4 protein-coding genes are annotated in these 20,717 nt (G+C 34.1%); all 4 read right to left on the reverse strand.

What is annotated here, in order from left to right; translation table 11 throughout:
- Window positions 1-23: 23 nt before the first annotated feature.
- The 4 genes from AC2TDS_RS06535 to AC2TDS_RS06550 all read right to left on the reverse strand — a co-directional run bounded on the left by AC2TDS_RS06535 (window position 24) and on the right by AC2TDS_RS06550 (window position 20,685).
- The gene (locus AC2TDS_RS06535; RefSeq protein ID WP_484738300.1) at window positions 24-740 is read right to left on the reverse strand and encodes a thioesterase II family protein; all 717 of its coding nucleotides are present in this window, start codon (window positions 738-740) and stop codon (window positions 24-26) included.
- An 8-nt stretch (window positions 741-748) separates the two neighbouring features.
- Window positions 749-3,826, reverse strand: a complete 3,078-nt coding sequence (locus AC2TDS_RS06540) for a cyclic peptide export ABC transporter (RefSeq protein ID WP_484738301.1) — start codon at window positions 3,824-3,826, stop codon at window positions 749-751.
- Window positions 3,827-4,231: 405 nt separating this feature from the next.
- A complete protein-coding gene (locus AC2TDS_RS06545; RefSeq protein ID WP_484738302.1) occupies window positions 4,232-17,641 on the reverse strand; it encodes a non-ribosomal peptide synthetase in 13,410 nt (4,469 codons plus the stop codon).
- 530 nt (window positions 17,642-18,171) lie between these two features.
- On the reverse strand, window positions 18,172-20,685 hold the full coding sequence (locus AC2TDS_RS06550) for a non-ribosomal peptide synthetase (protein WP_484738303.1): 2,514 nt from the start codon (window positions 20,683-20,685) through the stop codon (window positions 18,172-18,174).
- Between the last annotated feature and the right edge of the window lie 32 nt (window positions 20,686-20,717).

Raw genomic sequence — 20,717 nt, forward strand, 5'->3', positions numbered from 1 at the left:
TTTTTATGTTCCTTAGCAGGGAATTATACTCTTACAATAGCTGCTAATTCATTATTAATCACCTTTACTATTTCTTTGGTTTCATTATGAATGAAAAAATGGCCGCCTTTAAAATATTTTATAGTGCACGTTCCCGTTGAGTAGTCATTCCACCCATCTCGTTTTTCTTGACATAATTCCTCTTCTTCTCCAAAAAGCACTGTAATATCAACGGTTCTCAACTTATGTTTTTGTACATGAACTGCAGTGTCTGCAATACTAAAATCCTTTCTTAGCAATGGAAGAAAAATATCGACCAATTCAGGATATTCAAAGAAGCTAGGAGGAGTTCCTCCTAATCTCATGATTTCATTCTTAAAAGTGTCATCATCCATCAAATGATAATCTTTCTTCTTTCTTTCAACCTGTGGAGCTCCTTTTCCCGAGAAAAAGGCATGAACTGGCAACGGCATTTTATCTGTTTGTATTTTTTCTAATAATTGGTGAACAATTAGCCCTCCCATACTATGTCCAAAGAAGGCATATGGTTCTCCGCTCCATATATCATTTTCTATTGTATTCAATACATCTTCTACGATTTCGTCTAAAGAAGACAGTGGTGTTTCTTTAATTCGTTTCCCTCTTCCTGGTAACTCAATCGGTTTAAGTATAATACTATCATCTAAAAAAGGCTCCAACTTGTGATAGATCATTGCGGATCCTCCTGCATATGGGAAGCAAAATAGTTTTATTGTATTCATAGGTATTCTTAAATTTGTAACGTTTTATTATCGTTTATTAGTTCGTATTCGTTAACATATTGCCCTTTCCCGAAGTCTAGCTTTAAAATTTTGTCAGCTACATCAAAATATTGATCATCATGAGAAATTGCTATAATAATTTTCCCTTGTTCCTTCATTTTGGGTAAAAGTTCTCTATAGAAGTATTTTCTAAATACTGGGTCTTGATCTGCTGCCCATTCATCAAAAAGATAGATTGGCTTATCTTCCAAGTAACACTGTAATAATGCCAACCTCTTCAATTGACCTCCTGAGAGTGAAATAGTACTAAACCTACCATCCTTAATATCAACTTTACCTTGAAGTTTAAGTACTTCTAAAAGTTCTTCAATTTTGTTTTCATCTAAATTAATATCTTCTGCGTATATCTTTTGAAAAAGATAAAATGGGTTGAACACAGCACTGTAATATTCTCCTAAATCTTCAGGCTTAACTTTTTCTCCATTGATAAGTAATGCTCCTGATTGGGCTACATACAATCCTGTTAACAATCGTGACAATGTTGTTTTTCCACTTCCATTTCCGCCAATTATAAAGAGGGCTTCCCCTTTTTTCACTTCTACATCTATGGGGCCAACTGAAAATCCACTTCCATATTCAAATTTAAGAGACTTAGCTTGAAAAGATTCTAATGTCTTAGGAACAATAATTTCATTAGGGGTTGAGCTTATTTCTGCTTCTAAAATAATATCATTTAGTAAATGTTGAATTCGTTTCCAAGCGATTTGTAAATGAATAAGCTGAGGAATTGCATTAAAAATTCCATTAATAGGGCCAATGAGGTATAGTAAAATCACCACAAAACTTAATACAAGCCCAGTTTGTACATGCGGGAAAAATTCAGGAATTCCGAAAGCTGTTACTCCTAGAAGAACAATTAACAATGATTCACCAACGAGAAATGCATTAATAAATTTTATATTGGCTTTTGTGCTCTTATTTCTAAATTCTTCAGTACTATCTTTGAGGTCTTCTTTATAATTTTCTTTTTTCTTATTATTAATACTTAGTTCCTTGTATCCATCAATCATTCCGTTAAGGAGCTCTAAGTAAATTGTCTTGGTTTCTCTAGCTCTATCAAATAATCCTCTGGCTCTATTACTCACTATATAATAAATTGAGGTTATTACACCAATCATTAAGACCGTTACTAATGTAATCCACATATTCAAAATTGCCATATAAGTAAATGCTCCAAAAGCCGTAATTATATTGGTGGTAATACTTACAAATGTATCAGCAGACTGACCAATGGTTCCAATATCATCATCCATTACCGAATATATTCTTCCACGGTCAATTTTTTCAAATTTTTGAAAAGAGGTAAGAAAAACTTTATCAATCATTTTTATACGTAAATCATAAATGATGTCTTTAGTTACATAAATCATTTTGCTTTGTACAATCTTCCGCATTAATAAATAAGTACCTGCCGCTAAAGTAAAATAAAAGAACATATATTTTAATTCCATATTACTTTCAAAAGATGACGTTATTAAAACAATAACTACCATATTTGCCAATCCAGAAATCACACTAAGTACAATTACTTTTGGTGCGGCTCTTTTATATTCATTCTTTTCAGGAAATATCGAAGTTATTAAAAGCGCTATATAACTTAGCCCCATCCCGATCACTGTTAAAACAGCAACGGCAGCAAAGCTATTGGGAGCCCAAACCAAGGCTGTATCCCATGAAAAATTTGCCATTGCCATGGGTAAGAGATATATTCCAGCTAATAATGGTATAAAGGCTAATAAACCTAAAAACAATTTCTTAACTTTTTGAAGCGTAACCTTTTCAAAGGAACGTTTTCCCGCAACAATTTCATAAAGAGCATATCCCATAAACACTAGCACTCCTAGCAGATATATTACAATTAGAATTGAAACAATAGAAAAGCTTTTGTCTTGTGATGCCTGAAACTGAAGAGGCTCTAACTCATCACCTGTCGCAAGTTTAAGCAAACGATCTCCAATAACTTGTGTAACGCTACTATTAGCATTCGCTAGTACCGTTATTCCAATGTTTTCTTCTTTCCGAAAAGTAATAAAGGAAGAGAAGTTAGGGTTCATGCCTCCATGGTAAATTGCATCATCTCCACGTAAGGAAACTTCCCATCCATAGGCATAAGATGCCAATCCGTGAGGCTTTACAGATGGGTCTCTTTGATGTGATTTTTCAATGAGTTGTTGAAATGGATTAGACTTTACCCCCATTTGGTACTGCAACCATCTTGTCATGTCTTCTATATCAGAAACGATGTAACCAGCAGGTTCATTTCCTTTGTATATAGGAGCTTCATAAGGTCTGGCTTCAAAAAAGCTGATTTTATTTCCAATACTCATTCGGTCTTCAACACCATCAGATCCAACATAGGTGTCTTTAAGCCCTAAAGGCAGCAGTATTTCTTTTTGGATGTATTCTTCATAAGACATCTTTGTTACTTTCTCTATTAGTAACCCCAGTATATCGTAATTGATCGTAGCATATTCATAAGTAGTGCCTGGAGTGGTACTGAGTTCAATACCATCAACCAAACTAACAGTGTTTTTCAACGCTTCTTTTTCCGCTCCCTCAGGAATTAAAGACAATGTTGTCCAAGGAATTCCACTGGTATGATGTAACAATTGTTTTATTGTAATATGAACTTGTTCTCCTTCAAAAACAACATCAAACCATGGGATATAATCTGAGATATTTTTCTTCAAGTCTATTTTTTGTTCTTCTACTAACTTTAGAATTGCTAAAGCAGTGTAAGCCTTTGTAGTAGAACCCAACTCAAAAAGTGTATGGCTAGTTATTTCTCTATCATGATTTGTTGATTGATATCCTAGGGTTTTAATTTCTTTTTGGTTTCCCTTTACAATACCTACAGCTAAGCCTGGTATATCCCCTTCTTCCATTAAATCTTCTAATTCAGAAATCATTTCTTTGGAAAAAAGAGATTTTTTTGGTTGCTCTTCTTGTCCAAATGTAACTCCAAAACATAAGAAGTTAATTATTAAAACTATAGTATAACGTATACTTTTTTTGTGCATCTGCATTTTAGTTATTTTGTGTAAGTTATAAATGGTTATTTGATTTTTTATAATGATTATTCTTGTCAGAAAATATTTACTAAGTTCTGATATTTACTTTTTTTAAAAGATTATATAAATACCTCCAACGCTATTAAATTAATCGTGTTTTTAAATACTACTTACCATGTGGGAGATAGTAAATAACAACGACAATATTCAGGTCAAAAACTCTAACACTCAGTGCCAAGACCCTATTATTCAGCCTATAAAAATCATACTAATTCATCTCTAGAAAGTATTTTTATTTCTTTTTCTTTAGCTAATTTACGTGATTTACACATAATTAAAAATTAATAAATTATTGCCTACTTTTTAAGCTTTTCGGCTTCCGCTATTTTTTCTCTTAAGCTACCTTAATTGGCATTGCTTTTAGGCAATGATCATTTCTGCAGATATAAAAGAGAGAATCTTCTTTGAAAGTTCTTCTACATTTTCTTTTTGTACCATGGTAAAATGGTCTCCTGAACTTGTTTGAAAGATTAACTTTTGATTTTTCATTCCCCATTGTTCCATGCTTTCATCTATATGTTTTTTATCATGTGATTGGGCTTGTATAAGTAACGCTTCATAATGTTCCGTAACGATATCATAGCTCAATTTTAAGTTTGCTATAAAGACCTTATATATTTTTTTATACGTTTCCATATAATTGTCAAATTCAAAATACGTTTCTAAGAATTTAAAAGTCTCTAAAGTCACTCCACTTTTAAGAACATTTCCTTTCATTACAAGAAACTCTTTTTCAATGGTCACTCTTTTATAACCCTTTTTAGGCGTAAAAAAATCTTGTAGTAAATAGCGTTCCAACAGAAAAAACACATGTTCAACAATTTGCTGTTGTTTTACAGGTTGAATTCCCGGTTGAGAATCAAGCATTGTTAAGGTCACTTGCTCATTTTCTTGATGTAATTGTGCCGTGATTTCTAATGCTATAATTCCTCCGTCAGAATGTCCTACAAAAGCATAAGGCCCTTCAGGTTGTATTTTTCGGATCTCTTCAATATTTTTTTGAGCAATTTCTTGAACACTTGATAAAGGCATTTCTCCCTGTTGCATACCTATAGCCTGTATACCATAAACAGGTCTGTTTTCTCCAAGTGCTTGAGCAAGGTCATAATAATAATCTACTATACCGTATAATCCTGGAATAATATAAACTGGAGATTCCTTTCCTCCAGGACTTAACTGCGTTAGCCTACTGTTTTGTTGATCCTTAGATTCTTTTTGGCATACAGCATTGCTAAACTCTTCAATTGTTGGATATCTTAGTAAAGTTTGAAGTTCTAACTCTTCTAAATCTAGTGCCTCTTTGATCGCTATTTTAAGTTTTATCAATAGCAATGAATGTCCTCCAATATCAAAGAAATTATCTTTTATACTTACCTTATCACGTTGCAATAAATTTTTCCATAATGCTACTAACTTATATTCTTTCTTATCTCTAGGAGCTACATATACCGTTTCCTTTCCTTTAATTTCAGCAATAGGTAAAGCTTGTTTATCTATCTTTCCATTCGTAGTAAGTGGCATGTTTTCTAAGAAAAGGTATTCGACAGGAATCATATATTTCGGTAGGTGGTATGCTAATTCTGTTCTTATCGCTTCTATATTTTGATTTTGTGCAACCAGGTAAGCTACTAGTTGTTTCGTTCCTAGATGGTCAACAGCAATTACTTTTGCTTGGCCTATTCCTTGAATTTCAGTAAGTCTGTTTTCTATCTCTCCCAACTCAATACGATGTCCTCGAATCTTAATTTGAGTATCTTTCCTTCCTAAAAACTCTATACTACCATCTGACAACCATCTTCCCAAGTCTCCTGTGCGATACATCAACTCATCGTCTCTAAATGGATTATTCACAAACTTCTCAGATGTAAGTTCTGGACGGTTCCAATATCCTTTGGCTATTCCAGCCCCCCCTATACACAACTCTCCTACTGTGCCATGAGGTTGTAATCTCAAATTCTCATCTAGAATATATACAGCTCTATTACATATAGGCTTCCCTATTGGAATATGCTCTGATTCTTCTTCAACCCTGTGATACGTAGCACATACTGTAGATTCTGTGGGTCCATAGGTGTTATACACTGCAAATCTAGAAATCAAATTATCTACTTGACTCCATTTCAATATGTCTCCTCCACTTATCAATACCCTCAAAGACAAATCATAATCTTCGATATTCTCGTTCAGATACCCCAATAAATATGGATTGGTACTTAACACGGTAATTTTATGCGTTATGCAGTCTGCTAAGACCCTCACAAAATCTCTTCGTTCCTCAGTGATAACCAACTTTCCACCAACTCCAAGTATCGGAAATATCTCCTCTATTGAAGTATCAAAAGAAATACTAGATTGTTGTAACATACTATCTGTTGCTCTCAATCCAAAATATTCCTTTACTGTATGCACATAATCCGATAATGAACCATGGGTTACCATAACTCCTTTAGGTACCCCTGTTGTTCCTGAGGTGTAGATTATATATGCTACATTTTTATCAACTATCGAAGGAATCACAAAGTCTTTTGGATCCTTAGTATCCAGCCCTGGTTTATCATCTATTAACAGCACACTTGTATTTCGAAAAGCTAAATTATTCAACGCCGTAGAAGCATCACTAACCATATACTTTATTTGAGCATCTGAGATCATAAAATTCACTCGATCTTCAGGGTGTTCTAGATCGATAGGCACATATATTCCTCCCATTTTTAGAATCCCTAAAATCCCTACAATAACAGAAACACTTCTCTCCATATAAAGACCTATAAAATCTTGAGGATTGGCTCCTTGTTCTTGTAGCATTAATGCCAGCTGCGTTGAACGATCATCTAATTGCTTATAGCTTACGACTTCTTCTCTATAGACTACAGCAATAGCTTCTGGACTAAAGCTAACTTGGCTCTTAAATAAGTCTAAAAAGGACCCTTCTTTATATTCGGTATTTATAATTCCCTCTCCTAATCCTTTAATTAACTTCTCCTTCTCTTCATTAGTAATAATATCTATATCAGCAATTTGTTTCTCTGAATCTTCTATGACTTGTCCAATACAATTTTCAAAATACGTCATATAATTTTTAATAGTGCTTTCTTTAAATAGAGCTGTGCAATATGTAGCAGAAAGAACAATCTCCTCACCTTTATCTAATACATCAAATTCTAAATCGAACTTAGATGTTGTATTTTCTTTATTTCCGTATGGTTGAATAGCAACAACTTCTTGTTGCTCTCCTTTCTCTTGATATTGATATGCAAACATCACATCGAATAGTGGATTGCGGCTTGTATCTCTAGCTATAGACAAACTATCAATCAAATCTTCATATTGATACCCTTCATGCTCAAAACTTGATAATACCATGTCCTTTATCTCCTGTAAATAATCTGTATACTTCTTCTTTTTTGATGGGTAACTACGAAGAGCCAAGGTATTGACAAACATTCCCACCATTTGCTCAACATCTGCGTGACTTCTCCCTGAAGTTGGAGTTCCTACTACAATATCTTCTTGCCCGCTTAATTTACTCAGTACTACCTTGTGAATTGAGAGTAAAAACATGAACATCGTTACATCTTTTGACTCCACTAAGTTTCTTAATTTTTTGACTTGTTGCGGTGTAATGGTTATGTTAACTGATAAACCTACGTCACTTTTAATGGCTGGTCTTGTATAATCGTACGGTAACATCAATGTCGTCGCAGGAGTAGCATACATTTCCTTCCAATACTCTTTATCCAATACTCTCTGTATGCTATGTATTTCACTCTGTTGCCATTCCGAATAATCTTTGTACTGTAATGCTAATGTAGGTAAATCCTCTCCTTTATACATTCGCATAAACTCATCCATCAAGATCTCATATGATACCCCATCACTAATAATATGATGCATATCAATTAACAATAAATATCCTCCTTCCGGATTCTTCAATAATGCCACTCGGAAAGGATACTCGTTATTCAAATCAAAAGGACGTACAAAAGACTTAACCTGTTCCTCTGTTGACAGCATAGCTTCCATATAGGCTACACTAAAATCCAATCCGTCCATCACTTGTTGATGTACTTGATTACCTTGCAATACAAAACGTGTGCGCAAACTCTCATGGCGAATTACCAATCTTTTAAATACGGCTGTCACTTGATTCATATCTATACTACTATCCAAGTGATAGAACGACGGCATGTTATAGTTGGTCGACTCTCGATCAAACTCATACAAAAAATACATACGTTTCTGAGCTGATGATAGCTCATAATACTCCTTAGCTTCTGACATTGGAATTACAGAACTCGACCCTTCCGCTTGATTACTATCAATATAACGTGATAAAGATCGAATATCTTGGTATGTAAAAATATCTCGAAGACTCAGTGATACGTCTAACTCCTTGTTAAGTCTGTTGATTAAACTAATCGCCTTTAAAGAGTGTCCGCCCATTCGAAAGAAACTCTGAGTTACACTTAACTCTGTTAAAGGAACCGACAACATTTCTGACCATATCTCTACTAATTCTGATTCTAATAATGTGGATGCTGGTACATACTCTTGGTGAGAAACCATACTCACTTCAGGCAGATTACGATAATCAATCTTACCATTGACGGTAAGTGGAAAACTTTCTAGCGAAACATAAACTCCTGGAACCATATATTCTGGTAATCGAACGGATAAATATTTTTCTAATTCAGCTTCATCTATTCCTTTATTACTTAGGTAGTAACACACCAGATATTTATCGTTATCTGTTCCCTTAATCTGCACAACACTTTGTTGTATCTCTGGATGCGACTCTACCTGTGTGATGATTTCTCCTAGTTCTATTCGATATCCCCTAAGTTGCACCTGCTCGTCATTCCTACCTTTAAAGGCTATCACACCATCTTTTGTAATGCACCCTAGATCTCCTGTACGGTACATCTTCTCTCCTTTTCTATATGGATTTTCAATAAAACGTTCCTCGGTAAGGTCTGCTCTGTTTAAATATCCTTGTGATACACCAGGGCCTCCTATGTAAATCTCACCGATTACTCCTTGCGGAACCATATTTCTGCAAGTATCCAACAGGTAAATATCTGTGTTTAAAATTCCCTTCCCTATAGAAATCATTCCTTTCTCTCCTCTCTGAACAGCATAACCAGAAGCTACTACTGTAGTTTCAGCAGGACCGTAATTGTTATAAAGATCAAAATCTGCTTCCTTTTGTAAATTCAGTGCATCGCCTCCCGTAAGGATTTTTATAGATTTTAGCTTCCTGCCCTTTTCTACAAACTCATGACATATCGCAGTAGGTAAAAAACTATGGGTAATGCCATTACTCTCGAGATAATCACATAAATAGTCTATATCCAAACGAACTCTGTCTGTATTTAAAGGGTAAATACAGGAACCCTCAGAAAGTTGCGGATATACCTCAAAGATGGATGCATCAAACCCTATTCCCGAATATAACGTACTCTTACTGCTACTACTCAATTCATAATACGTACGATACCACAAACACAAATGTGCTAAGTTACCATGGCTAACCTTGACTCCTTTGGGAGTTCCTGTTGAACCTGAAGTATAGATGATATAAGCTATATCTTCTCTCTTTAAAGAAATTCCTGAGAAACGGGTACTAAAGTCTGATGAATTACTTATTCCTAAGTATCTTTCTATATAATCATCGTCTATAAGAACACGGTAACCACAATCATCTGCTATATATGCTTTACGGTGCTCTGGAAGCGACGGGTCTACTGGAACATAAACACAACCTGCTTTAAGAATCGAAAGTGAACTTATAATAAGCCAGCTTCCTCGGGAAAGTGATACTCCTACACAGGTACCGGAAGACAGACCTTCTTTCTCTGATAAATATCCTGCCATTGTATCTGAGAGCTCATCTAACTCCTGATAACTTATGACTTCTCCTTCTTCACTTACTATTGCTTCTTTATGCGGATTAACGGACACCTGTTTACGGAACATATCCAAAAAGGTCGTTTTTTTATCATATTCTACCCTAACTCCCTGCAACATTGAAACCTGAAGAATTTCTTCTTCTTTATTCAATAAACCGATATCTCCTATAACAATATCTGAGTTTAAAAGAATCGTATCGACTATGCGCTCAAAGTAAACCAGAAAGCTCTTTACTGTCGACTCAGAAAACAAGCTCCTACTATAGTTCAGGTTTATGCTGATATGCTCCGTTCCTTCTACTACAGACATCGTCATATCGAACTTTGAATTCATCTCACCCCCTTTCTCTTCATAAGGACGAATCTTTCCTTCTGTATCAGGAACTGTATCTTCTGAGTTAAAATATGAAAACATCACATCAAATAGTGGATTACGACTGGTATCTCTACGTATAGACAAGCTATCAATCAAATCTTCATATTGATAGCCCTCATGCTCAAAACTTGATAAGACCATGCTCTTAACTTCTAATAAGTAATCTTTATAACACTTATTTCCTGATGGATAACTACGAAGTGCTAAAGTATTTACAAACATTCCCACCATTCGCTCAACATCTGCATGACCTCTCCCTGACGTTGGTGTTCCTACAACTATATCATCCTGATTTCCTAACTTACTTAGTAATACCTTATACAATGATAACATAAGCATATACATGGTACTATAATGAGAAGCACTTAATTCACGAAGTCCTAAAGTCTGCTGTTTACAAAGCGTAATACTAACGCTAGATCCACGGCTATCTTTAATCGCTGGTCTGGTATAATTATAAGGTAATGTCAGTGTATTAACAGGAACAGCATACATTGCTTCCCAGTACTCTTTATCCAATGCTCTCTGTCTGCCGTGTGCTTTGCTCTGCTGCCATTCCGAATAATCCTTGTATTGTAAGGGTAATTCAGGTAAATCCTCTCCTTTATACATTCGCATAAACTCATCCATCAGGATTTCATATGATACCCCATCACTAATAATATGATGCATATCAATTAACAATAAATATCCTCCTTCCGGATTCTTCAATAATGCCACTCGGAAAGGATACTCGTTATTCAAATCAAAAGGACGTACAAAAGACTTAACCTGTTCCTCTGTTGACAGCATAGCTTCCATATAGGCTACACTAAAATCCAATCCGTCCATCACTTGTTGATGTACTTGATTACCTTGCAATACAAAACGTGTGCGCAAACTCTCATGGCGAATTACCAATCTTTTAAATACGGCTGTCACTTGATTCATATCTATACTACTATCCAAGTGATAGAACGACGGCATGTTATAGTTGGTCGACTCTCGATCAAACTCATACAAAAAATACATACGTTTCTGAGCTGATGATAGCTCATAATACTCCTTAGCTTCTGACATTGGAATTACAGAACTCGACCCTCCCGCTTGATTACTATCAATATAACGTGATAAAGATCGAATATCTTGGTATGTAAAAATATCTCGAAGACTCAGTGATACGTCTAACTCCTTGTTAAGTCTGTTGATTAAACTAATCGCCTTTAAAGAATGTCCGCCCATTCGAAAGAAACTCTGAGTTACACTTAACTCTGTTAAAGGAACCGACAACATTTCTGACCATATCTCTACTAATTCTGATTCTAATGATGTGGATGCCGGTACATACTCCTGGTGAGAAACCATACTCACTTCAGGCAGATTACGATAATCAATCTTACCATTGACGGTAAGTGGAAAACTTTCTAGCGAAACATAAACTCCTGGAACCATATATTCTGGTAATCGAACGGATAAATATTTTTCTAATTCAGCTTCATCTATTCCTTTATTACTTAGGTAGTAACACACCAGATATTTATCGTTATCTGTTCCCTTAATCTGCACAACACTTTGTTGTATCTCTGGATGCGACTCTACCTGTGTGATGATTTCTCCTAGTTCTATTCGATATCCCCTAAGTTGCACCTGCTCGTCATTCCTACCTTTAAAGGCTATCACACCATCTTTTGTAATGCACCCTAGATCTCCTGTACGGTACATCTTCTCTCCTTTTCTATATGGATTTTCAATAAAACGTTCCTCGGTAAGGTCTGCTCTGTTTAAATATCCTTGTGATACACCAGGGCCTCCTATGTAAATCTCACCGATTACTCCTTGCGGAACCATATTTCTGCAAGTATCCAACAGGTAAATATCTGTGTTTAAAATCCCCTTTCCTATAGAAATCATTCCTTTCTCTCCTCTCTGAACAGCATAACCAGAAGCTACTACTGTAGTTTCAGCAGGACCGTAATTGTTATAAAGATCAAAATCTGCTTCCTTTTGTAAATTCAGTGCATCGCCTCCCGTAAGGATTTTTATAGATTTTAGCTTCCTGCCCTTTTCTACAAACTCATGACACATCGCAGTAGGTAAAAAACTATGGGTAATGCCATTACTCTCGAGATAATCACATAAATAGTCTATATCCAAACGAACTCTGTCTGTATTTAAAGGGTAAATACAGGAACCCTCAGAAAGTTGCGGATATACCTCAAAGATGGATGCATCAAACCCTATTCCCGAATATAACGTACTCTTACTGCTACTACTCAATTCATAATACGTACGATACCACAAACACAAATGTGCTAAGTTACCATGGCTAACCTTGACTCCTTTGGGAGTTCCTGTTGAACCTGAAGTATAGATGATATAAGCTATATCTTCTCTCTTTAAAGAAATTCCTGAGAAACGGGTACTAAAGTCTGATGAATTACTTATTCCTAAGTATCTTTCTATATAATCATCGTCTATAAGAACACGGTAACCACAATCATCTGCTATATATGCTTTACGGTGCTCTGGAAGCGACGGGTCTACTGGAACATAAACACAACCTGCTTTAAGAATCGAAAGTGAACTTATAATAAGCCAGCTTCCTCGGGAAAGTGATACTCCTACACAGGTACCGGAAGACAGACCTTCTTTCTCTGATAAATACCCTGCCATTGTATCTGAGAGCTCATCTAACTCCTGATAACTTATGACTTCTCCTTCTTCACTTACTATTGCTTCTTTATGCGGATTAACGGACACCTGTTTACGGAACATATCCAAAAAGGTCGTTTTTTTATCATATTCTACACTAACTCCCTGCAACATTGAAACCTGAAGACTTTCTTCTTCTTTATTCAATAAACCGATATCTCCTATAACAATATCTGAGTTCAAAAGAATCGTATCGACTATGCGCTCAAAGTAAACCAGAAAGCTCTTTACTGTCGACTCAGAAAACAAGCTCCTACTATAGTTCAGGTTTATGCTGATATGCTCCGTTCCTTCTACTACAGACATCGTCATATCGAACTTTGAATTCATCTCACCCCCTTTCTCTTCATAAGGACGAATCTTTACTTCTGTATCAGGAACTGTATCTTCTGAGTTAAAATATGAAAACATCACATCAAATAGTGGATTACGACTGGTATCTCTACGTATAGACAAGCTATCAATCAAATCTTCATATTGATAGCCCTCATGCTCAAAACTTGATAAGACCATGTTCTTAACTTCTAATAAGTAATCTTTATAACACTTATTTCCTGATGGATAACTACGAAGTGCTAAAGTATTTACAAACATTCCCACCATTCGCTCAACATCTGCATGACCTCTCCCTGACGTTGGTGTTCCTACAACTATATCATCCTGATTTCCTAACTTACTCAGTAATACCTTATACAATGATAGCATGAGCATATACATGGTACTATTATTAGAAACACTTAACTCAATAAGCTTCAACGTCTTTTCCTTACTAAGAGTAATACCAAAACCCGCTCCTTGACTATCTTTAATCGTTGGTCTTGTATAATCGTACGGTAACATCAATGTCGTCACAGGAGTAGCATACCTCTCTTGCCAATACTCTTTATCCAATGCTCTCTGTCTGCCGTGTGCTTTGCTCTGCTGCCATTCCGAATAATCCTTGTATTGTAAGGGTAATTCAGGTAAATCCTCTCCTTTATACATTCGCATAAACTCATCCATCAGGATTTCATATGATACCCCATCACTAATAATATGATGCATATCAATTAACAATAAATATCCTCCTTCCGGATTCTTCAATAATGCCACTCGGAAAGGATACTCGTTATTCAAATCAAAAGGACGTACAAAAGACTTAACCTGTTCCTCTGTTGACAGCATAGCTTCCATATAGGCTACACTAAAATCCAATCCGTCCATCACTTGTTGATACACTTGATTTTCTTGCAATACAAAACGTGTGCGCAAACTCTCATGGCGAATTACCAATCTTTTAAATACGGTTGTCACTTGATTCATATCTATACTACTATCCAAGTGATAGAACGACGGCATATTATAGTTGGTCGACTCTCGATCAAACTCATACAAAAAGTACATACGTTTCTGAGCTGATGATAGCTCATAATATTCCTTAACTTCTGACATTGGAATTACAGAACTCGACCCTTCCGCTTGATTACTATCAATATGACGTGATAAAGATCGGATATCTTGGTATGTGAAAATATCTCGAAGACTCAGTGATATGTCTAACTCCTTGTTAAGTCTGTTGATTAAACTAATCGCCTTTAAAGAGTGTCCGCCCATTCGAAAGAAACTATGAGTTACACTTAACTCTGATGAAGGAACTGATAACACTTCTGACCATATCTCTACTAATTCTGATTCTAATGATGTGGATGCTGGTACATACTCTTGGTGAGAAACCATACTCACTTCAGGCAGATTACGATAATCAATCTTACCATTGACGGTAAGTGGAAAACTTTCTAGCAAAACATAAACTCCTGGAACCATATATTCTGGTAAACGTTCGGCTAAATATTTTTCTAATTCAACTTCATCTATTCCTTTATTACTAAGGTAATAAGCCACTAAAAATCGCTCATTTCCTTCTCCTTGGATTTGAACAACACTCTGCTCTATTTCAGCATGTGATTCAATTTGTGTAATAATCTCTCCTAACTCTATACGATAACCTCTAAGTTTGATTTGATTATCTTTCCTTCCTAAAAACTCTATATTACCATCAGCTAGCCATCTTCCTAAATCTCCTGTGCGGTACATTAATTCTCCTTCTCGAAAAGGGTTCTTGACAAAGCGTTCTTTCGTAAGATTGGGTTTATTTAAGTACCCTTGAGAAACTCCATCTCCTCCAATAAACAATTCACCTATTACTCCTCTTGGCAGTAATCTATCTTTGCTATCTAATATATATACAAAGGTATTAGCTAAAGGACGCCCTATAGGGACAGAGGATATATTCTCTAATTGATATTTATTCAATTGTAAACAAACGGAATCAATTGTAGCTTCTGTGGCTCCATAGCTATTATAAATAGTCATTTTATTTCCATACCTGCTTAACAATAGTTTTGCATCATTAAGATGGAAAGTGTCTGAACCAACAATAATCGTATTTAAACAACTAATATCCAATTCATTATGATACGTATATTCTAAAAACGGGACTATTATTCCTGGGGTGAATTCTAGGGTATTAACTTTATGTTTCTGTACCAACTCGGTTAGTCTCTCAGGGGCAAAGTCTTCGACTCTACATAAAACCATCTGACCTCCATTGAGTATAGATCGGCACAAATCACCCACAAAAACATCGAATGATACATTAGCCATTTGTAAAACAACTGTTGAACTATCTAAACTATATAATTCTTTCCATGTCCAAGATTTAGCCAGTAACGATTTATGAGAAACAACTACACCTTTCGGTATCCCAGTTGATCCAGATGTATATATAACATAAGCGGGGTGGTTGCTTTTGATTTTATTACAGACCTTTTTGCTGTTTTCTAACTTACAAGAAAAATTGAGAATGGGTAGTTCTAGTTCATTTTTTAATATTTCTTTGTATGCTATCGATGTTACTATTAACTTGGCCTTTATTTCTTCTAAAATAAACTTTAACCTTTCAATAGTTATACTCGTATTTAAAGGTACAAATGCTGCCCCACACTTCATTATCCCTAATATATGACTTATTACGAGAGCCTCTTTATCCATATAAACTGGCACAAAATCTCCCTCCTCAACTCCATAGGATATTAGATAATTTGCAAATTGATCAGATTCCTTGTCTAACTCATAAAATGAAATTTCCTTTTCTTTATCAATTATAGCAATCTCTTCTGGGGTTTCTTCAACTTGTTTCAAAAATAAATCTAGAATTGATTCGTATTGAGTACATCCATTTTTTCCACCTTCTCCATCGCTAAGCTGTAATAATTCACTCTCCTCTTCTGGTTTAAGCATCTTCAGAAAATCAATTTCACAGTTTATATTTTCTAAAATTGAATGAATTAAACTTTTAAAATGTGCTATCATTCTAGCAATAGTTTCTTCCTTAAACAAATCAAGAGAATAGGTCATGCTGAATGATATACTACCATCACTAAGTCTAAGACCAGAAAGATCTAAATCATACAAATACGAAGCTGAATTATTATCATAACCATACATACTTGTACTATCCGAATCACCTCCAGCCTGTTGCTGACCTTCTTCTAAAGTAAACATAGCTTGAAATAAGGATGTTCTACTTTGTTCTCTTTCTTCCTCAACCAATTGTACTACTTTTTCAAATGGCACATCCTGATGTTCAAACACCTTTAGTACATTGTCTATTAGATCCTTTAAATATGTACTAAAACGTAAATTCCCGTCTACTTCACTCTTTATGGCAACACTATTAACAAAAAAGCCTATAAGATTAAAAAACTCTTCATTGCTTCTATTCGCAACAGGTGTTCCAACTACTATATTTTTTTGATTAGAATACCGGTATAACAGAATTTTAAATACAGCCAAAAATGTGATAAATAACGTTCCTCCAAATTTTTCTGATAGGTCTTTTAGTTTTTTTGCAGAGGTACTATCTATGTTAAATTTATAATGAGCCCCTCTGGTGCTCATTACTCGAGGTCTGGCAAAATCAGTAGGTAGCTCTAATGGTTCAATATTTTGTAAATACCCTTCCCAAAATTTCAGTTTTGAGCCCAGTGCTTCATCTGAAAGTTCATTCTTTTGCCAAATAGAGTAATCTGCATACTGAAATTTTAAAGGCTCTATATTAGATTCAATACCATGAACAAATTCTTTATAGAAAAGATCTAATTCACTTCCTAAAATTGGTAATGACCAACCATCTGAAGCAATATGGTGCAAAATAATTACCAGTACTTGCTCTTCTTCTTCTTCAACCTTCAACAAATATGCTCTTAACATATAATCTTTATCGAGTTGAAAAGGTATATTCATCAGGCTCCTGATGGTATCGTCTAAGTTTTCCCTCTTCAAATGAAGGTGTTCTAATTTGAATGAGTCTGGGGCAATTATTTCTTGGTAAGGTAAACTTTCATCCTTCTTTATGATGGTTCTTAACACCTCATGCCTTTCCATTATACGTTTAAAAGCATATTCTAACCCATCTATACTTAACTCCTTGTCAAAACTTGATATAAATGGTATATGATAATTAAGAGTTCCTTGCAATTCATCTAAAAACCACAACCTTTCCTGTGAGAATGATAACGGTATTTTTAATGGTCTCTCTTGTTTTTCTATACTCGTTTTTTTCTTTGTTAAGTGCAATTCCTCTTCAAAAAAATTGATTATACTACTCTTATGAGATTTTATTTTTTTGAAAATATCACTGTCTATATTTACATCTTTCTTTTTTCTAAACTTAAGTGCACCTCCTTCAACATATAACTTAATTCCTTTCTCCTTCGCTTCATATATGATATCTAAAATTGTATTGTTTTTCATAATTTAATTTTATTTGTATGCTTCTTGAGTAAATCGTTTCTCTCATTACATACAAAACTGGTTTAATCATTATTTCATAAAGACTATTGACTCTCTTTTATTGTTGATAATAATTCCTATCACAAGAGATTAAATGCAGATTTACTAGTTTGCTAAACAACTTGAATCCTGACTGTTTTTTTTATGTATTACTTGAAATTAACGTAATAAAATGCCTTCTTTTCTAAATTTTATTAGAAAAAAAACATCATTAAAAGGTCTGTTTGATTTTTATGGTTTGTATAAAAAGTAAAATTATTCGTTTCTTACACCGTAATTTCAAATTACAAATGGTGTTGAAGTTTTGTTAGAAGAAACTCAGTAGAAAAATTAAAACCTTAATTGATTTTATTTTTTGAACTTGTAGATCTCCCCTTTAATTTTAAAAAGTTTAAAACTTTAAGTACTTAAAAACATACATTTTTTTAAGAAACATTACCCATGGTGTCATCAAGTTTTTAAAGTTTAGTTTTATCAATCAGGCACATCTTCTATATAGTTCCACTATCAAATTCACCCTCAATTAGTTCTTCTTCTATATTTAATATGCTTTTTACTTGGTTCGATATACTAATTGCCTTTGACAATGAGGCTATTGTTTTATATTTAAAAACCATACTGTAAGTTATATCTATACCAAACCTCTTCTTCAACTGCGCAATAAACTTCATAATTATCAATGAATTTGCCCCTAACTTTAGAATATCATCGTACATCCCTATTACATCAACTTCCATTAACTCTTTCCAAATTTGCACTAAGTCTATTTCTAAAGTTGTTCTTGGAGCTACATATTTACCTGAATATTTCTTATGTACTCTCGGTAAAGCTTTGACATCTATTTTTCCATTACTTGTTAATGGTAATTTGTCAAGTGATTTGTAATAGTGGGGTAACATATAATCAGGAAGTTTTGATATCAAATAGGTTTCTATTTTTTCCATGTCTAGATCATCTCCGATGATGTATGCAATGAGTTTTTTTTCATTGTTATCTTCTTGAACACTTATGATAGATTGACTAACATTATCTATTTCATTTATAACTGTTTGAATTTCCCCTAGTTCAATTCTATTACCTCTTATTTTTAATTGATCATCTATCCTCCCAACAAACTCTAAGTTTCCGTCTTCTCTCCATCTCACAAGATCCCCCGTATAATATATTCTTGTCTTGCCTTCTTCAAACAAATTTTCTTTAAACGTATCTTTTGTCAAATTTTCTCTGTTAAGATACCCCTTAGATACCCCCTTTCCCGAAATGCATAATTCTCCTATCACTCCAATTGGTTGTAGATTATTTATCACATCAATAACATAAAACCTAACATTATCTAAAGGCTTCCCTATAGGAACCGTAGTTTCGTTTTTTATATCAGCTGTAGTATAACTAGAACTATATATTGTACATTCTGTAGGACCATACATATTTTCTAATTCTGCCTCAATTTTCAGTTTGTTAAATCGTTTTACTAAATCTAATGTTAGGGGCTCACCTGCTAAAAAAACATATTTTAAACTCTTTAATTTTTTTTCCCCTTCAAGCTCTACAATATCTAAGAAAACTGAAAACAATGACGGTCCAAAATTGATATGAGTTATCTTATACTTTTCAATTATACCCAAAATTTCAGAAGGTTCTTTATCCTTAAAATTTGGGAAGATATTTAGTGTTCCTCCACCTAGGAGCCAACCAAACAATTCTACTACAGAAACATCAAATGCATAATTTGTTTGAAACAAAAAAGAATCTTCCTCAGATAACTTATATCTTTTCTGCATTGAATACATCAAGTTAACGATTGCATAATGCTCTATCATTACTCCTTTTGGTTTACCAGTAGAGCCAGAAGTATAAATTATATATGCTAAATCTTTAGGCTTAACATCAACAGAATATATTATTTCTTGTTTTTCTATTTGATCCAAAGAAACATCTAAATTCAGTACCTTATTAACAGGTGTTAATTCTCTACTAAGAAATTTCCCTCTGGAAATTAATACAGATGGTTGTGAATCGTTAATAATTGAATTTATTCTATTTATAGGGTTATTAAGATCTAAAGGTAAATAAGCTGCTCCAGCTTTTATTATGCCGTAGATTACGGGAATAAGCCATATTTCTCTGTATAAAAGTACCCCAATAATATCTCCTTTTTTAACTCCAAAATCCTTTATTAAAAAAGAAGCGATTTTATCTGAAAGAATATCTAATTCTCTATACGTCAAGGTCTGTTCTTCCATACGTATAGCAATAGCATTAGGGATCAAATTCACTTTATTTTCAAATAAAGAAACAAGGGTTTCTTCTTCAGGAAATTTTTCCTTAGTCGCATTAAATTTATTTAAAAGAGCGTCTTTTTCTCCTTTAGTTAGAATAAAATCATTACTCAGTTTACTTTCTGGAAAAAGAAACATTTGATTACAGACATTCTTAAAGTAAGTAACAAGTCTATTGAGTATGTTTTGCGGTATTCCTTCATTATAACGAAACGTAAAGCACTTCTCTTTATCATTATTCTGAACTACTAAAGACAATACGCTACCATAATTTGATGTATTCACATCCGTAGGCTGATTATTCTCTAAATAAGTAAATGTTATATCTCTAACGAACTCTTTGTTTGTATAATCTTTTAAAGAATTAGCCCCATCTTTAAGCATCAGAACATGTTCTCTATATTCATCCAATTCATTGGTAACATACTCTAAGAAACATGCCCATGTTTGTTGCTTCTCAATTTTTATCCTAAATGGGAAAAAATAATCTTTGATTCCAAATTTAGTTCCAAAAAGAATATCATTATTATATGAAAACATTTTTAATGCATATACATATGCAGCAATACTTATTTTTTTTATATCATCATTTTGTACAATATTCTTTTTAAAAACTTCTTCAGTACTAAATGAAATCTCCTTATAATCTTTTGTTAATTGTGAAAAAGGCAATTTAAACCCACTATAATCAGATGTTTTTATATTCAAGAAATTTATATTTCTCATGCTTTCCATATTTTTTAACTTCTTCTTTTTAA

The organism is Tenacibaculum profundicola, assembly GCF_057220795.1.